Consider the following 16965-nt stretch of genomic DNA (forward strand, 5'->3'; position numbering starts at 1 on the left):
ATGTCGGCACCCCAATCATCCTCTGGCAGAAACTGGACCGGCTATGCGCTGGCCTTTTTCGGCTCCTTCCTGTTCGCCACTAAAGGCATCTGGATCAAGCTGGCCTATCGCTACGGCATTGACGCCAGCGGGCTTCTGTCTTTGCGCCTTGGCATCGCCATGCCGTTCTATATCGGCATCGGGATTGCGACCTGGCTGCGCGCCAAAAAGGCGGGCAAATCCGACCTACCGCCGGTCCTGAGCCGTCCCGGCCTCTATCTTCAGGCCATGCTGGTCGGCGCGCTTGGCTATTTCGTCGCCTCCTATACCGATTTCGTCAGTCTGAAATCGTTGTCGCCGCAGTTCGAGCGGCTGATCCTGTTCACCTATCCTCTGTTCGTCATCCTGTTCGGCGCCGCCTTTTTCGGCCAGCCTCTGCGGCTGAAGTCGATCTGGACCTTTCTGATCGCCTATGCGGGACTGGCTCTGGTGTTTCTCACCGACCTGAAAACGGGCGGTTCGGCCATCGCGGTCGGCGCCCTGTGGTGCGGCGCCTCGTCGGTCAGTTTCGCGCTTTACCTGCTGCTGGCCAAGCCGATGATCCGGCGGCTGGGGCCGTCCCTGTTCACCTCATGGGCGATGTGCGGCGCAGGTCTGGTCACCCTGATCCAGTTCTTCGTCCTGCACCCGCATGGTCTCGGCGTACCGCTGTCCATGCCGTTGCTGCTGCTCAGTCTCGGCCTGTCCCTGACCGCCACGGTCGCGCCCAGCTATCTGATCAGCTTCGCCCTCAGCCGCATCTCGTCGCAGGCTAATGCGGTGATCGGCTTCGTCAATCCAGTCTTCACCCTGATCATGAGCGTCGCCATTCTGGCCATACCGGTGACCGCGTCCGACATCAGCGGCACGGCCCTCGTCCTGCTGGGCGTCGGCCTTTATGTCTGGCTGGATTCTCGGGCGCCCCGCGCTCAAGGAGCGAAGCGTTAGCGCACTAAAAAACTGCTCAAGGAGCGAAGCGTTAGCGCACTAAAAAACTGCTCAAGAAGCGAAGCGTTAGCGCACTAAAACCTGCTCAAGAAGCGAAGCGTCGGGTCGGATCGGCATTCAGAATGCTGTCCTGAGCGAATGGCGCAGATGGCTCAGGTTTAAGAAGGGATTTTAACCACGGATGACGGCCTTCAGCCGTCTGCACGGACCGCCGCTTACGCGGCGTACACGGATGAAGATGAGCGCGCGAAAAGCGCAGCGCCTTGCCTTATCCGTGCAGATGGCCAAAGGCCATCATCCGTGGTTTCCGTGGTTAATCCAAATCTGCAAAATCTGCGTCGTCTATGACGCCAATAAGGGGTGAGGCGCAGGAAACCGAATGTCGATCCGGCCTCGCGCGCAGGCGCGTCCCAGACCGTCGCTGGAGGCGCAGACAATCGCGTAGCGGCCTGTGACGCTGAGATCCATTATTCGTAGTCGTCGTCCTGGCCCGGTCTGGGCGTGGTCTGGCTGCGCGGGCGGCCAACCACGGTTTGCAGATCGGCCAGATCGACGAAGGTGTCGGCCTGACGGCGCAGATCGTCGGAGGTCATCGGCGGCTGGGTCTTGACGGTCGAGACGACGGTGACGCGCGCGCCCTTGCGCTGCACCGATTCAAGCAGGCGGCGGAAATCGCCGTCGCCGGAGAACAGCACCAGATGGTCGCAATGTTCGGCCATCTCCATCATGTCGCAGGCGATCTCGATATCCATGTCGCCGCGCCAGCGCTTGCGGCCCTGCGCGTCGGTGAATTCGCGCGCCGTCTTTGTGATCAGGGTGAAGCCGTTATAGTCGAGCCAGTCCACAAGCGGGCGCACCGGCGAATAGTCGTCGCCTTCGACCAGAGCGGTATAGTAATAGGCGCGCACCAGCACGCCGCGCTTCTTGAACTCGTCGAGCAGCTTGCGGTAGTCGATATCGAAATTGAGCGCCTTGGCGGCGGAATAGAGGTTGGCCCCGTCGATGAAAAGCGCGATACGGTCGCTGGGATAGAAGCTCATAATATACTCTCTCGAACTATAAGCGGTTGAAAATGGCGGGAACGATTATCGTCGCCTGGGGCGCCAATCTGACGCCGCCGGGCGTGACGACTTCGCAGGCTTTTGCCGGGGTTGTCAAGGCGCTCGAAAGCCGCGGGCTGCGCATAGTGCGCGCGTCGCGGCTGTGGCGCTCGCAGGCGTGGCCGAACCCCGATGATCCGCCCTATCACAACGCCGTTCTGCTGGTTGAGAGCGACCTGGCGCCGGAAGCGGTGATGGCGCTTTTGCATGAGGTCGAAGCCGAGGGCGGGCGGCGACGCGAAGCGGGCGTCGTCAACGCGCCGCGTTCGCTCGATCTCGACCTGATCGCCTATGGAGACGTGGTGCGGCAGGGCGCGCTCACCCTGCCCCATCCGCGCGCGCATGAGCGCGGCTTCGTCATGGGGCCTCTGGCCGAGATCGCGCCCGACTGGGTGCATCCGGTCCTGCGCCGCACGGCGACGGAGCTTTATGCCGAGGCAGGCGTCGGACGCGACGCGACGCCGGTTGCCTGATATGTGAAGCCGCTCTGCGCTTCCCCGCTTGCCCGCGACGGCGAGGCTCGCTACATCTGGCGGCATGAAGCTCGCCACCTGGAACGTCAACTCCGTAAACGCCCGCCTGCCGCTGGTCCTGCAATGGTTCCGCGAGGCCATGCCCGATGTCTGCGCCTTGCAGGAACTCAAGTGCGTCGACGAGAAGTTTCCGCGCGAAGCATTTGAATCGCTTGGCTATAATTGCGCTGTCTTCGGGCAGAAGACGTGGAACGGCGTCGCCATCCTGTCGAAATATCCACTCAGCGACATTCGGCGCGGCCTGCCTCTGAAGGACGACGAGTCGGACGAGCAGTCGCGCTATATCGAGGCCGTGGTCGAGGCGCCGCAGCCGGTGCGCTTCGCCTCCATCTACCTGCCCAATGGCAATCCGCTCGGCACGGACAAGTACGCCTACAAGCTGCGCTGGCTGGAGCGGCTGCACGCGCACGCCGCGTCCTTGCTGCCGCTGGAGGAGATCACCGTCCTGACCGGCGATTTCAACATCATTCCGGGCAAGGACGACTGCTGGAGCGAGGCGCCGTGGCTGGACGACGCCCTCTATCAGCCCGCCGTGCGCCGCGCTTATCAGGGGCTGAAAAATCTCGGCTATACCGACGCCTTTGAAAGCCATTTTGAGGCAAGCCTGGCTCCTGAGGGCAATCGCTACACCTTCTGGGATTATCAGGCCGGGGCGTGGCAGAAGAATCAGGGCATCCGCATCGACCACCACCTGTTGTCGCCGCAGGCCGCCGACCTGCTGCGCGAGGTCGTGATCCACAAGGAGACGCGCGGTCAGGTCCATGACGAGGCCAAGCCGTCCGACCACGTCCCGGTTGAGATTTTCCTGCAAACGCAATCTTAACGGCTGATCCGGTAAGGATTCGTTAGTCCTGTTTTTCAGTATGGCGTGACTCCGACCATGGCCCATGCCGCGCGTGTCTTTCTGTATTTCTTTTTCGGCGGGATCGGCCTGACGCTGATCGCGTCCGGCCTGATGTGGTGGTTCGAGGCCTCGCGTCGGCTGGCGCGCGCCCTGCGCTCGTCTTTGGGCAAATCTCCCGACGCGATTGTGTATGATCTCAGCAACCGCAAGGCGGCGGGGCTGGATTTCACCGCGGGCGATCTGGCGATTCTGTGGAACACCGGCGCGCAGGGTCTGGTCTTCGCCTTCGATGAGATCGACGGCGCCGAGCTGATTGTCGATGAGCGCGTGGTGGCGCGCGCCCAGCGCGGCGAAAGCCGCAAGGTGCTGAACGAAACGCACGCTCAGGCCGCGCATGTCACGCTGCGGCTGATGTTCGACGACGTGCAGACGCCGGAATTTGAACTCAATCTCTTTGGCGACCAGATCAGCCATAGCCCGGTTCACGCCCGCACCGCCGCTGAGGCCGTGCGGCTGGGGCGCAAGTGGCTGTCGCACATCGACGCGGTGATCAAACGCACGCCGGAAGCCACGCCCGCCGTGGCGGCGCGGCCTGCGGAGGCGGCGCCTGAAGCGAAGGTCGCCGCCAAGGAGCCGCCTCCTCCCGTCGCCCAGCGCCCGCCGTGGGAAGACGATGACGATGCGGATCAGGACGATTTCCACGCCTGAGTTTCGTCAATACGGAGAAGTCCGCTTAACCTGCGCGCAAAAACATGGTTAACTCGCCGCCGGTGTGAATTTCACAGGTGTCCGAAGCGTGCCGCCGTTCCTGCCCATCCTGATCATCCTGTCCGCCGCCGTTCTGGCCATACTGGTGGTGCTTTACCGTCTGTACGAATCGCGCGTCGAGCAGCCCAAGAAGCTGGAGGACGAACTGCGCGAGGGGCTTGGCGGCTTCAAGGCGGACGTGCAGGCGCTGGAGCCGGTGCGCAAGGCGGCGGCGGCCTCGTCCTGGGACGGCGATCGCGTGGTGATCGTGCGCAATTTCGGCAAGATTCCGCACAAGCCCTATGCGATGAGCGAACTGATGGGCATTGAAATCTTCGTCGATGACAAGGTAGTCGGGCGCGTGGTGCGCGGCGGGCCGACCAAGCTGCTCGACGACATCGCCCCCAGCGTCCACCGCGTCACCATGCGGCTGATGTTCGACGATCCGTCCGATCCCGACTTTGAGCTGGTGATCTGGGATCCCAATGACGCCATGACCGCGCGCGCCGATGGGCCGCGCGCCGCGCTCAACACTGCGCGCAAATGGTTCTACCACGTCGAAGCGGTGCTGCGCCGCACCGTCACCGGCGCGCGGCCCGCCAAACCGCCGACGACGCCGTTGCCAATCTCCCCCGCGCCCACGCCATCCACCCCGTCCCCGGCGCATCCGCCACGGCTTGAGCTTTCCGACGCGCCGACGCCGCCAAAACCGGAAGCCGCCAAGCCGGAAGGCGGCAAACCTGAGGGAGACGTGCTGAACGCCCCTCTGATCCCGTATTTGTGATCTGCGGCTTGGCGCGACGGGGCGACGCATGTTAGGCAGGGTCAAGAAGTCACCCGGAGTCGTCTGAATGTGGATGCTTGCCCTGGCCTGCGCCTTCTTCCTGGCCATCCATCTGATGATCAGCGCCACTGCGCTGAAGGACCGGGTGATCGGCAGGATCGGCGGGACCGCCTATTATATCCTGTTCGCGCTTATGTCTCTGGGCGGTCTGATCTGGATGGGAATCGCCTTCGGCATGGCGCTCGGCGATCCGATGAACGTCGTCCTGTGGAGTTCGGGCGCGTTCCTGCGCGTCATCGGCATGCTGGGTAATTTTCTGGCCTTCCTGCTGGTGGTGATCGGCTACACCTCGGCGTCGCCGACCAATATGGTGGCGCTCTGGCGCATGCCCGACCATCCAGTCACCGGGATTATCCGCATCACCCGCCATCCGGTGCTGGCCGGGATCGGCCTGTGGGCGCTGACCCATATGGTGTGCAACGGCAATCTGGCGGCGTGGATCTTCTTCGGCTCGCTGCTGGCCCTGTGCGCCCTGGGCGCCAACACCATCGACCGCAAGCGCACCCTGCTGATGGGCGAGGTCTATGAGAAGATCAAGCGCCGCACCTCGATCGTGCCGTTCGTCGCTATGCTGGAAGGCCGGGTCGCTTTCGACGCCAAGGAGATCGGTATTGTGCGACCGCTGCTGGCCACGTCGATGTTCTGCGTTTTTCTCGTCCTGCACGAACTGATCTTCACCGTGCGCGCCATCTAGGCGAGGCCGGTTTACGCAACTGCGATATATTTGCCGAAACCGGCGCCTCCGGGCCGGAGTGCGACGAATTTACCGTTGATCTTGTCACGGTAATTTGAACAAATGCGGCTAGGCTATGCGGATTGCAGTGGGTGGGCGCGCGTCAGATCATGAAGCTGAATGCTTTTACATTGCTGATGTTCTTTGTGGCGGTCGCTCTGGTCAGCGCCAGCCTGATCGGCCATTTCCGCCCCGTACCTTATCTGAGCGACTATCAGTACTGGCTGATGACCGGCGGCTTCGGCGTGCTGGCCTTCGGCATGATCTTCAAAGGCCAGTCGTCCTGAGATTTTCTGACGGTTGAAGGAAAGAGGAACCGCAGATTTGCGCAGATTTTTCAGCGCTATGCGCTGTCAGTTTCAGTTTCGCGATAGAATGGACGCGGCGCGCAGACGTAAAAATCCTCACGAACAATCTGTGTCAATCTGCGTAATCTGTGGTTCCCTTACCTTATCCAACGCCATCGAGCGGTAGAAATCCTATCCCCGCATATCCGCCACGTCCGCGTCGATGGCGAGCGCCAGGTCGAGCGCGCGCAGGGCTTCTTCGCCCGTACACAGCGGCGCTTCGCGTTCGCCGCGCACGGCGGACAGGAAGCGCGACACGCTGGTTCCCAGCGGATCGCGCGCGATCTCGGCCTCGGCGAAGTCGGGATTGAGTTTGAAAGGCGTGGTGTTCTCAAAGGTGCGGTTCAGGAAGTCGATCTTCACCTCGCCCTGAGGATAGACGATGCGCATGGTGCGTTCGCGCGCCTCGGCCATACGCGAGGCGCGGAAGATCGCCTTAACGCCATTGTCGAAATCGACATCGGCCAGCACCTCATCGGCGCCGGTCGCCTGATAGCCTTCAGCTTCGCTATAGCGCGCGCTGGCCGACAGGCCGCCCGGATGCGCGCCCGCCAGCGAAATGGCCAGGTCGAGATCGTGAATCATCAGGTCCAGCACAACCGAAACGTCGAGATTGCGTGTGGACGCTGTGCCATTGCGCACCGCCTCCAGCCGCAGCGGTCGTTCCGGCGCGCCGTAAAGCCCGATCGCCTCGAACACGGCGCGCTCCTGATGACCGCACGCCAGAACCAGCCCCTTGTCCGCCGCCATGTCGACCATGCGCGCGCCGTCGTCGCTGACAATCGCCAGAGGCTTTTCGGTGTAGACATGCACGCCCTTCTCAAGCGCCTTCACGGCGATGTCGGCGTGAGCGAAGGCGGGCGCCGCGATGGTCACGGCGTCAAGCTGCGCGAGGAAGGCGTCCAGATCGTCACCGCCAAAGGCTTTGACGCCGTGCTGCGCGGCCAGAGCCTCGGCGCGCTCCGTGTCGAGATCATAGACGCCGACGAAGTCGAGATCGGGCAGTTGGCGATACTTGTTGGCGTGATAACCGCCGAATACGCCCGCGCCCGCCACGCCGACCCTGAGAATCTTCGTCATCGTTCAAACTCCTGCAACCGGGGCCCCTGATTAGCAAGCTTCGCCGGTTGAGTTCAAAGCTTAAATTGTGCAAAGGCGAAGCCGGCGGCCATTATGCCCTTTTGCGGCGCGGTCATTCGCGTTAAAAGCGCGGCCATCTTATGCGCGCTCCGTACGCGCCCTTCCCCTGCAACGCCGGAGGTTTCCGTGGCATCCCGTCTGTTTGGCGCATACGTCGTGGTCGATTACAGCGCCGCCGAAGGCAAGAAGACCGGCGAGTCCTCGATGTGGATCGGCGTGATGAAGCGCGACGTGCGCTTTCGCCTGTCCTATGAGGCGCACAATCCGGCGACGCGCGCTGCGGGCATGGGCGTCTTGCGCGAGGTGCTGGCCGATCTGCATAAGCGCGGCGACCGCGTCCTGTTGTGCGTCAACTTCCCGCTCGGTTTCCCGCGCGGCGCGGCGCAGCGCCTGAGCCTGACCGGCGCGGCGTGGTCCGCCATGTGGGACTTCCTCGCCAAAAACATCGTCGATAAGGCCGACAACACGAATAACCGCTTTCAGGTCGCCGCCAAGATGAACCGGCTGATGACCGATCAGCCCTACCCGTTCTGGGGCTGCCCGAAATCGGCGGCGCAGAAGTGGCTGGCTTCGCTCAAGCCGGACTCCTACGGCGATTTTCCCGAATTTCGCCTGACCGAAGAGGCCGTGCGTGCGCGTAAACTGCCGCTGGCGGCGCAGCCCAAGAGCCTGTGGCAGATGCACGGCGCGGGCGTGGCGGGCGGCACGGCCATGCTGGGGATCACGGCCTTACGGACTCTGCGCAACGATCTGGGCGACGCGGCGAAGATCTGGCCGTTTGAGACGGGCTTTGGCGCGCTTGATGTCGAGGCGCTGGACGGGGTTGCGACCCTGATCGCCGAGACGCATCCGCCGCTGTTTGGCGGCAAGCCCGAAACCGGCGAGGTCAGGGACGCCGCTCAGGTGCGCGCCGCCGCTACCGCCCTGGCCGAAATGGACGATAAGGGCGAACTGGGCGACGCCTTCGCTGCGCCGAAGCTGGACGAGGCCGGTCTGGCCGCCGCTGTGACGGAGGAAGGCTGGATTTTGGGAGCATGATCCGGTCGCTGATCCTTTATGCGCTGGCCGCCCTGTGCGAAATCGCGGGCTGCTACAGCGCATGGATGGTCGTGCGGCTGCATCGCTCGCCGCTGTGGCTGTTGCCCGGCGCGGCAGCGTTGTTCGTCTTCGCCGGTCTTTTGACCCTCATCGAGTCGAGCGCCGCCGGACGCGCTTACGCCGCCTATGGCGCCATCTATATCGCCGCCTCGATAAGCTGGCTGTGGCTGGTCGAAAAGCAGCGCCCCGACCTGTGGGATGCGAGCGGGCTCAGCCTGTGCCTGATCGGCGCAGCCATGATCCTATTGCCGCACCGGGGCGCCTAACCGCCGTAGAACTGACCGCCATTGATGTGGAGAATCTGGCCGGTCATGTAGCCGCTCATCGCGTCCGAAGCTAAGAACAGCACGGGGCCGACGCAATCCTCAGGCGCGCCGAGGCGACCCATCGGGATGCTGGCCTGCATGATTTTCATGCGTTCCGGCGGCGTCTGGTCATGGAACGGCGTCCTGATCACGCCCGGCGCGACGGCGTTGACGCGGATGTTCTTCTTGGCGAGGTCGGTCGCCATGTGGCGCGTGACATTGTGGATGAAGGCCTTGGCGCTGGCGTACATGCCGCTGCCGGGGCCGCCGCCATTGACGGCCGCAATCGAGCCAAGATTGACGACCGCGCCGCCGCCCGCCTTTTCCATATAAGGCGCCGCCGCCAGGGTGGCGTTCAGCACCGAGCGGACATTGAGGTTCATCACCTCGTCGAACAAAGCGTCTGTCCAGTCCATCATCAGGGTGCGCGTCATCATCGCCCCGGCATTGTTGACCAGAATGTCGAGCCCGCCAAGCTGCGCCGCCGCTTGTGCGACCATGGGCGCGGCCTGCGACGGGTCGCCAAGATCAGCCTGAATGAGATGGACTTCGCCGCCCGAAGCGCGGATGTCGGCGGCGACGGCTTCGGCCTCATCCTTGCGGCTGTTATAGTGGAGGACGACCTTCGCGCCCGCACGGGCGAAGCCCTTGGCGACGGCGGCGCCAATGCCGCTGGACGCGCCGGTGACCAGCACGCGTTTCTTCTTCAGGTCATTCAGCATCGCATCCTCCGAGTCTAATTATCGTACTTATTAGATCGGCGCGCGCCGCTTATCCAGCCATAAAAAGCGTCCGGTCTGGAAGACGCCGGAAATCAGCGACGCCACGGCGATAGCCAGCACCAGTCCCGGCACGCCGAGGCCGAAAGTCAGGCTGAACAGGAAGCCGAGCGGCAGCATGATCGCGCCATAGGAGACATAATGGATGACGGTCGGGGCCAGGATATCCTTGCGCGCGCGCAGGGCCTGCGCCGCCACGACCTGCAAACCGTCGGGGATGAAGAACAGACAGGACAGCAAAAGCCCTTCCTGCACCACCGGGATCAATTGCTGATCGTGGGTGTAGAAGCGCGTCAGAACGCCGGAAAACAGCAGGACGCTCACCACCACAAGCATCATGAATGCGCCCGCCGAGATAAAGCTGACCCGCCCGGTGCGCGCCAGCCCTTCCCGGTCGCCCGCGCCGAAGGCCCGCCCGACCAGCACCGAACAGCCCGCCGACAGGCCCATCGGCACCATGAAGACCACGCTGGCGAAGTTGAGCAGGATCGCCCAGCTTGCCGCGGCGTCCTCGCCGATATGGCCGGCGAACACGGTCATGCCGCCAAACGCCGCGACCTCGATGAAATAGGCCGCGCCGGTGGCGTAGCCGATATGGCGCTGTTCAACGGCGGCGGCGTGATCGTCCGGCTGTTTATCCTTCAGGCCATAGGGTCTGGCGGCGGGCAGCCAGATCACATAGAGCAACATGCCGATGGCCTGCGCCGTGCGCGCGATCAGGGTCGCCGTCGCCGCCCCCATCGCGCCGTGAAAGCTGACGCCGAAAATATGCGCGTGGCCGGGAACCAGCACGAACAGCAGGACGATATTGAGCGCATTGGCCAGCAGGGTGGCGATCAGCACGTCGCGCGTCCGGCCCAGCGCTTCGAGAAACTGCGAGGCGACTGCGCCGCACAGAAAGACCGGCATGGAGGCGGCGAACAGGATCAGCGGCAGGTGCGAGCCCTGCGCAATCTCCGGCTGGACGGTGGCGCGCAGGAACGGCGGGCCGATCAGCAGCAGCAGGGTCATGAAGCCGAGGCCGAGCGTCAGCGCATAGCCGAGACCACGCTGGAAGACCGCCCCGACGCGATGTTCGTCGCCGGAGCCGATAAAGTGCGCGGTCTTGACCTGCACGCCCATAAGAAGGCCCATGCAGGTCAGGCCGAACACCCAGTAGAGCGACTGCGCCTGCATCAGAAAGCCCAGTTCCGCCGTCGAGGTCTGGCCGACCACAATGGTGTCGAGCAGCGACATCAGCATGATGCCGAGGCGCGACATCACCACCGGCCACGAGAGTCGGAAAAGGGCGGCGAACGCCGCCCTCGTTTCGGGGGTTATGTGCAACCGGGATGTCATGCCCGCGCTTGTATCCGATGTGATCACATTTGCCTAGACGCCGTCTCATGGCAACGCGCTGGGCAACGCGCTGGGCGACGCGCTGGGCGACGCGCTAGGCGACCTTGTTCACCGGATGCTCGGCGGCGTCAAAAGCGATGGTTCCGGCCTGAGCGTCGGTCTCGATCCGGTCGATCGCCAGTTGCAGCGCCTCAAAGCACGCCGGGTCGATGGCGTCGCCGACGCTGTCCGCGATGATGTCCAGCGCCTTGCGGATCGGCATGGCCGCGCGGTAAGGCCGGTCGGCGGTCAGGGCGTCGAAGAAGTCCGCCGTTGAGATGATGCGCGTTTCAAGACTGATATCGTCGCCCGCCAGACCGTGCGGATAGCCCTTGCCGTCCAGCCGCTCATGGTGGGCGCCTGCGATGCGCGCCAGTTCGGCGAAGGCGCCGATGCGCGACAGGATGGTTTCGGTATAAAGCGCATGGGCCTGCATCTGTGTCCATTCCGCTTCGTCAAGCCGACCGGGCTTATCGAGAATCGCATTGGACACGCCCAGCTTGCCGACATCGTGCAGCAAGGCCCCGCGCTTGAGCCAGCGGCGCTTTTGCGCGTCCAGGCCCATGACCTCGGCCATCATGTCGGCGTAAAGCGCGACGCGCGAGGAGTGACCGGCTGTGTAGGGGCTTTTGGAATCGACCACCTGACCGAAGGCGATGGCGATGTCGTCGAGATAGTCCTCGTCCAGCACGACCTCGTCATGAGCAGGCTCCATAGCCTGCACCCTCTGCATCAGATCGGGCGCCGCCAGCCCCTCCCAGAAGCCGTCGCGCGCGCAGACCTCGAAAAAGGCGTCGGCGGCTTCCGGCTCGAACCAGATGCCGGAGCGTTTGAGAATCTCGCGCATGGCCGCGTCGCGACCGCGGCTGGTGTAAAAAACATCGGCGCACTGGCATAAAAGCGCCACGCGCGCATAGGGCGATATGTCGCGCTGGCGCAGCCCCTGCGGCTGGCCGCGTCCGTCCCAGTGTTCGTCCAGATCGCGAATGCCGATAGCGACCGCTTCGGGGAAGCGCAGCTTGCGCGCAATATCGGCGCCGCGCGTGCAGCGCGTCTCGATCAGCTCGCGTGAAATCTCGCCGCCGTTCTTGAAGATGTTCGCCACGGCGCGGAAACGCTCGGCCAGATCCGCCTTCAGGCCGGTGTGGGACAGGATGAAGGCCAGGACGTCGGACAGGCCGGTGTCGATGTCCTTGAAGTCGCGTTTGAAGCTCAGATCGTCGGTCATATAAAGCTGGCAGATGCGCGCCGCATTGGACGAACAGCCCAGATCCTTGAGCAGCAGGACATAGTACAGCTCCCACATCTGCGACGGCGTAAAGCCAAGTTCGGCGCCGATGTGCATGCCGATATAGCAGCAGCGGACGCAATGGCCCTCCGGCTGGCCTTCGGTAATGTCGAGCGCATAGGAAAAGGCGCTGATCAGCTCTGACAGCTTCAGGCGGTCGGGCGCAATATCGGGCAGTTTCGGCGGCATGGTCAGACGGCCTCTTTGGTCGCCTTTTACCCTAGCCTGTTTGCTTTAACGGCGCGTTACGCGTTTACAGGGCGGCGGCCAGCGGGAGGTTTGGGCGGAATGCCGAGCAGATACAGCACAAAGCGGAAGCTCTTGCCGACGAGGCCGAACGCCCAGCCGCGCTCGTGAAAGCGGGCGGCGCTGGTGGTCAGGGCGGCGGGCATGGGACGCAGCCGCGCGCGGCCCAGCGCCATCGACAGGGCCACGTCTTCAAACGCCGCCTGATCCTTATAGCCGCCCGTGCAGTCATAGAGGGCGCGCGACAGCAAGAGGCCGTGGTCGCCGCTGGGCATGGCCAGCCAGCGCGCACGCAGAGCCAGCATCTCGGCCCACAAAGCCACCAGCCAGGACGGATCGTCGAACCTGAGATGAAAATACCCGGCCCGCAGCGGATAATCGCGGATATGGGCCTGCACCTGTTCCATCCAGCCCTCGCCCAGCGCCGAGTCCTGATGCAGGATCAGCAGCCAGTCGCCGCGCGCCGCGCGGCAGCCCTGCCACAGTTGCAGGCCGCGCTCGGCGTCGCCGTGGATGATTACGCAGCCGGTCGAATCGGCGATCTCCAGCGTGGCGTCGTCCGAACCGCCATCGACCACGATCACCTCCTTGATCAGGCCCTCGACCACGCCCGGCACCAGAGCCGACAGGGTGCGCGCCAGCGTGTCTTCGGCGTTGAGCGTGGGCATGACGACGGAAATCATCGGACAACCTTTACCGGGAAAAGACCGCGACCAATTCGAGGTGGGCGGACCACAGAAACTGGTCGATGGGCGTAACCGTGTCCAGTTTAAACCCCGCCTCGGTCAGAATTTGGGCATCGCGGACAAAGGTGGCCGGATTGCAGCTCACCGCCACGGCGCGCGACAGGTTCGAGCGCGCGATCTCGCGGCTCTGCGCCTCGGCGCCTGCGCGCGGCGGATCGAAGACGACCGCGTCCAGCCCCTTCATCTCCTCGGCCAGCAGCGGACGGCGGAACAGGTCGCGCGCTTCCGCCGTAATGGTCTTGAGGCCCGGCGCCGAGGCGATGGCGCTTTTCAGCGCCGCGACGGCGGGCGCGGCGCCGTCCAGCGCCAGCACCGTCGCCTGTTCGGCCAGCGGGAAGGTGAAGGCGCCCGCGCCGCAAAACAGGTCGGCGACGCGCTTCGCATCGGCGACGCCCTCGCCGACCCGACGCGCCATCTCGATCTCGGCGTCGCGGCTGGCTTGCAGGAAGGAGCCCGCGGGCAGAGCGACGCGCGCCCTGCCGAAGGCGATCATGGCTGGACGCGCCTGATAGAGAATGTCGTCGCCCATGGTGACGCGCGCCAGATCGGCCTCGCCCGCGATCATGGCGATGCGCATGCGCGCATCCGCCGACAGGCCGCCGCTTTTGCTGCGTTCGACGCCGGAAATGTCGATGTCGAGGCCGGTCAGCGATGTCGTGATGTGCAGGATCGGCGCGGACTTGGGATGCTCGAACAGGGGCGCGGCCAGTTCGCGCAAGATCGGCAGGGCTGCGACGATGGCGGGCTCAGCGATCACGCAGGTCTCGATGGGGACGAGGCTCCATGACCGGCGCGCCTTGAAGCCAAGCTGCACGGCCTTGCCGCTTTTGCGCGCGTGCAGGCCGACGCGGCGGCGGCTGTGCGGCGGGACGGTGAAGATCGGCGCGACTTCGGCGTCGAGACCGGCGCGGCGCAGGTGGGCGATGACGACCTCGCGCTTCCAGTCGCTGTAGGCGGCCATGTCCCAGTGTTGCAGAGCGCAGCCGCCGCAGGCTGTATAGTGCGGGCAAGGCGGCGTCACGCGCTGCGGCGACGACGACAGAATGTCGAGCAGCTCCAGACGCTCCTTGCCCCGGCGCACACGCACACGCTCGCCCGGCAGGGCGAGCGGAACGATCTGGCCGTCCGCGCTCAGGCCGTCGCCCTGAAAGCCGACGCGCGCGATATCAAGATCGAAACTGTCCATGAGGTCCATGCGGAAAAGCCGCCCGCTTACCCTATCGACGGGCAAACCGCAACCGCCCGCCGCCGCGCGTCCTGATCGGAAACTTATAAATTTACCGCATCCCCCTATTCCGGTTTTTCAATTTTTCGGCGATAATGGAAACAACTGGAGGGGGATTCCCATGCCACGTTTGCGTCTTTTCGCCCTGACCCTAACCGCAGCGAGCCTTGCGCCGTTCATGGCCATTGCACAGGGTTACGGCTGGGGTCATGGCCCGGATAACGGCGCCTATGACGATGACCGCGCCCGCCCCACCGCTTACGACCGCGCCTATAATGATGACGACTATGCGCGTCAGGGCGACGCCCGCGACGACAGCGGCGTTCCTTACGCCGGTCGCTATCTCGGTTATGATTATGTGACCGACCGTTATTACCGCTGGGACGGCCTGCCGCCGCAGGACCATCGCGCGCGCGAACAGGACGGCTGGCGCGACGGTCGCGTCCACACCCGGACTGTGCGGTCTTATGGCTGGCGTCGCTACGACCTGTGCGGATGCGGTCGTTACAGCTACTATCGCATCGATGATTGGCGCGGCGACGGTTGGCGCGGGCGTCACGCCTATGTCCAGCTCGATCCGCGTCAGCGCGACTATACGCCAAGCTACGCCTATTCGCCGCAATCCTACTATCGAAGCTGGATCACGCGGCGCAGCGATTTTCCCTGGTAAGCGTATCTCTTCCTCCCCCGACCGACTGACCGCCCCTGCTATGGGCGGTCTTTTTTTTCGCCGTCTGTGTCAGTCGCGACATGAACGAAGATGAACGCGCCGCTCAAATCCCGTTCAGATTGGCGCCGCTATAGTTAAGGCCATGATCCGGAACAAGGCCCCGGATACGAGACGATACGAAGATGAAAATTTAGGAGATGTCCCTATGAAGACCCTGCATAGCTTCGCCATCGCGACCCTGGCCGCCGCCGGAGTCGCCGCCGCCATCCCCGCCGTCGCCTCAGCGGACTGCTACCGCCGCAGCGAGAACGGAACCACCGGCGCCATTGTCGGCGCTCTGGCGGGCGCGGCCATAGGCAACGCCGCCTCCGGTCGTCATGACCGCGGCGCGGGCACGGCGGTCGGCGCCGTCGCAGGCGCGGCCATCGGTTCGTCGATCGCGCGCAACAATACCGACTGCTATTATGACGGCTATGGCTATCGCGAAAGCGGTTATCGGCAAAGCTACAATCAGGGCTACTACCGCCCGGCCTATCGCAGCTACAGCTATGAGCGCGTCTATGTCGAACCGCGCCGCAGCTATGACTATGGCTATGATGGCTATGATCGTCGCCGCGACGATTGGCGTCATGAGCGCCATGAACGCCATGAACGCGAAGAACATCACGAACATTATGAGCGCTATGATCGCTGGTAAAGAAAAAGGCCCCGGACAACCGGGGCCTTTTGGTTATTTCTTATCGCGCCAGGACAGGAGTTTGGCGCCGTAATAGTTCCAGATCGAACTGATCAGCGCCGCGCTCACGCCCGCCACGAGCCAGTGGATATGCAGATGATCCTTCATGAACATCGACAAGGCCAGGCTTAACAGGGCGCCCAGCGAACAGGCGACATAGAAGCCCAGCAGGGCCTGAAACACCCGCCAGCCCTTGAGGCGCTTGTCGCGGAAGGTCAGGATATTGTTGAGAAAGAAGTTCCAGGTCATCGAAATCCAGATGGCCAGACTGTAGCTGATAATGTCGTCGAGCCGGTATTGGTAACGGTAGATCGGCGCCCCATGACTGCTTTTCAGCAGATAGTGGCACGCGATCAGGACCGCCGCATAGACGAAGACGCCGGTGACGCCGACACCTGCGAACAAAACGAAGCGCGCGGGCAGCACGCCCTTGGTCGCCTTTTCGATCAGAAGGGCGCCGAGATCGGCCACCACGCGCAGGTCCAGCTTGGACTGACCGCCCTGACGTTGGCGCAGCGCCGCCTTGACCTCGCCGAAGCGCGGCTTTTTCGGCGCCGAGGCGGCGATGTCGAGCAGGATTTTAAAGCCGATCCCGGTCAGCTTGGGCCGCGCCGACAGATAATAATCGCGCGTCATTAAAAAGCAGCCGCTCATCGGATCGGACAGAGGCACTTTCAGCACCAGTCCGGTCGCGTAGGTCGCCGCCTTGGAGCCAAGATCGCGGATGCCGGACAGGCCGGTTTCCGTCGTTCCCAGATAACGCGACACGCAGACCAGATCCTTGTCGCCCTGCATGATCATTTCGGCCAGGGCGCGGATCGCGTGCGGATCGTGTTGACCGTCGCCATCCATGACGCCCAGATAACGACCGTGGGCGATGTCCCAGCCCTTGATCGCCGCCGAGGACAGGCCGCGCTCTCCGACGCGCACATGCAGACGGACATTGGGGCGTTGCGCGGCGACCGCCATGACCTCATCCGCCGTGTTGTCGGCGGAGTTGTCGTCAACGACGATGATCTCGTGGCTTATGCCGCGCAATGTGTCGGAAATTTCCTCGATCACCCCGCGAATGGCGACGCCTTCGTTCAGCGTGCAGATGATCAGGCTCAGATCGGGCGCGTCTGCGTCCGCGCGAAATTCGGTATCGGCCAAATAAGTACTCCCCGACGAGCGGGCCGGTCCCATCCGGCGCCGCCGCTTCAGCGTCGCTTAAAAGGACGAACGGTGGCGATTCTATGATC

19 protein-coding genes are annotated in these 16965 nt (G+C 63.8%); 11 read left to right on the forward strand and 8 right to left on the reverse strand.

Annotated features, from left to right (window positions below):
* Complete coding sequence (locus ACTHLA_RS07115) at nt 1-966, forward strand: DMT family transporter (RefSeq protein ID WP_440186640.1); 966 nt, start codon at nt 1-3, stop codon at nt 964-966.
* Between the two features lie 467 nt (nt 967-1433).
* Here the strand turns inward: ACTHLA_RS07115 and ACTHLA_RS07120 are convergent, their stop codons facing one another.
* On the reverse strand, nt 1434-2006 hold the full coding sequence (locus ACTHLA_RS07120) for a LabA-like NYN domain-containing protein (RefSeq protein ID WP_440186642.1): 573 nt from the start codon (nt 2004-2006) through the stop codon (nt 1434-1436).
* A 32-nt stretch (nt 2007-2038) separates the two neighbouring features.
* Here ACTHLA_RS07120 and folK point away from each other — a divergent pair, with 32 nt between their 5' ends.
* From folK to ACTHLA_RS07150, 6 genes are all read left to right on the forward strand, one after another.
* Nucleotides 2039-2539, forward strand: coding sequence for a 2-amino-4-hydroxy-6-hydroxymethyldihydropteridine diphosphokinase (gene folK, locus ACTHLA_RS07125; protein WP_440186644.1), 501 nt, complete (start codon nt 2039-2041; stop codon nt 2537-2539).
* Between the two features lie 64 nt (nt 2540-2603).
* A complete protein-coding gene (locus ACTHLA_RS07130; protein ID WP_440186646.1) occupies nt 2604-3422 on the forward strand; it encodes an exodeoxyribonuclease III in 819 nt (272 codons plus the stop codon).
* Between the two features lie 57 nt (nt 3423-3479).
* Nucleotides 3480-4151 carry a hypothetical protein gene (locus tag ACTHLA_RS07135; protein ID WP_440186648.1) on the forward strand — a complete coding sequence of 224 codons (672 nt, stop codon included), beginning with the start codon at nt 3480-3482 and terminating at the stop codon, nt 4149-4151.
* 88 nt (nt 4152-4239) lie between these two features.
* Entirely contained in the window at nt 4240-4974 is a 735-nt protein-coding gene (locus tag ACTHLA_RS07140; RefSeq protein WP_440186650.1) for a hypothetical protein, read from the forward strand.
* A gap of 67 nt (nt 4975-5041) precedes the next feature.
* Entirely contained in the window at nt 5042-5728 is a 687-nt protein-coding gene (locus tag ACTHLA_RS07145) for an NnrU family protein (RefSeq protein WP_440186652.1), read from the forward strand.
* A 149-nt stretch (nt 5729-5877) separates the two neighbouring features.
* Nucleotides 5878-6054, forward strand: a complete 177-nt coding sequence (locus tag ACTHLA_RS07150) for a hypothetical protein (protein WP_440186654.1) — start codon at nt 5878-5880, stop codon at nt 6052-6054.
* Nucleotides 6055-6246: 192 nt separating this feature from the next.
* Here ACTHLA_RS07150 and ACTHLA_RS07155 read toward each other — a convergent pair whose 3' ends face one another.
* On the reverse strand, nt 6247-7194 hold the full coding sequence (locus ACTHLA_RS07155) for a Gfo/Idh/MocA family protein (RefSeq protein WP_440186656.1): 948 nt from the start codon (nt 7192-7194) through the stop codon (nt 6247-6249).
* A 186-nt stretch (nt 7195-7380) separates the two neighbouring features.
* Between ACTHLA_RS07155 and ACTHLA_RS07160 the strand changes: the two genes are divergently transcribed.
* Nucleotides 7381-8292, forward strand: a complete 912-nt coding sequence (locus ACTHLA_RS07160; protein ID WP_440186658.1) for a cobalamin biosynthesis protein CbiG — start codon at nt 7381-7383, stop codon at nt 8290-8292.
* Nucleotides 8289-8618 (forward strand): YnfA family protein, encoded by a 330-nt coding sequence (locus tag ACTHLA_RS07165; RefSeq protein WP_440186660.1) that lies wholly within the window; start codon nt 8289-8291, stop codon nt 8616-8618. The genes ACTHLA_RS07160 and ACTHLA_RS07165 overlap by 4 nt, the downstream gene beginning before the upstream one ends.
* Here ACTHLA_RS07165 and ACTHLA_RS07170 read toward each other — a convergent pair.
* From ACTHLA_RS07170 to ACTHLA_RS07190, 5 genes are all read right to left on the reverse strand, one after another.
* Complete coding sequence (locus tag ACTHLA_RS07170) at nt 8615-9379, reverse strand: SDR family NAD(P)-dependent oxidoreductase (protein WP_440186662.1); 765 nt, start codon at nt 9377-9379, stop codon at nt 8615-8617. The genes ACTHLA_RS07165 and ACTHLA_RS07170 overlap by 4 nt on opposite strands.
* Before the next feature lie 30 nt (nt 9380-9409).
* Entirely contained in the window at nt 9410-10774 is a 1365-nt protein-coding gene (locus ACTHLA_RS07175; RefSeq protein ID WP_440186664.1) for an MATE family efflux transporter, read from the reverse strand.
* Between the two features lie 94 nt (nt 10775-10868).
* Nucleotides 10869-12290 carry an HD-GYP domain-containing protein gene (locus tag ACTHLA_RS07180; protein ID WP_440186666.1) on the reverse strand — a complete coding sequence of 474 codons (1422 nt, stop codon included), beginning with the start codon at nt 12288-12290 and terminating at the stop codon, nt 10869-10871.
* A gap of 56 nt (nt 12291-12346) precedes the next feature.
* Nucleotides 12347-13030 (reverse strand): glycosyltransferase, encoded by a 684-nt coding sequence (locus ACTHLA_RS07185; protein WP_440186668.1) that lies wholly within the window; start codon nt 13028-13030, stop codon nt 12347-12349.
* A gap of 10 nt (nt 13031-13040) precedes the next feature.
* Nucleotides 13041-14279 (reverse strand): class I SAM-dependent RNA methyltransferase, encoded by a 1239-nt coding sequence (locus tag ACTHLA_RS07190; protein WP_440186704.1) that lies wholly within the window; start codon nt 14277-14279, stop codon nt 13041-13043.
* A gap of 160 nt (nt 14280-14439) precedes the next feature.
* Between ACTHLA_RS07190 and ACTHLA_RS07195 the strand changes: the two genes are divergently transcribed.
* Both ACTHLA_RS07195 and ACTHLA_RS07200 read left to right on the forward strand, forming a co-directional pair.
* Nucleotides 14440-14988 (forward strand): hypothetical protein, encoded by a 549-nt coding sequence (locus ACTHLA_RS07195; RefSeq protein WP_440186670.1) that lies wholly within the window; start codon nt 14440-14442, stop codon nt 14986-14988.
* 205 nt (nt 14989-15193) lie between these two features.
* Entirely contained in the window at nt 15194-15685 is a 492-nt protein-coding gene (locus tag ACTHLA_RS07200) for a glycine zipper 2TM domain-containing protein (protein WP_440186672.1), read from the forward strand.
* A 33-nt stretch (nt 15686-15718) separates the two neighbouring features.
* Here the strand turns inward: ACTHLA_RS07200 and ACTHLA_RS07205 are convergent, their stop codons facing one another.
* Entirely contained in the window at nt 15719-16876 is a 1158-nt protein-coding gene (locus ACTHLA_RS07205; protein ID WP_440186674.1) for a glycosyltransferase, read from the reverse strand.
* Between the last annotated feature and the right edge of the window lie 89 nt (nt 16877-16965).

Source organism: Asticcacaulis sp., assembly GCF_051956075.1.
GTDB lineage: Bacteria > Pseudomonadota > Alphaproteobacteria > Caulobacterales > Caulobacteraceae > Asticcacaulis.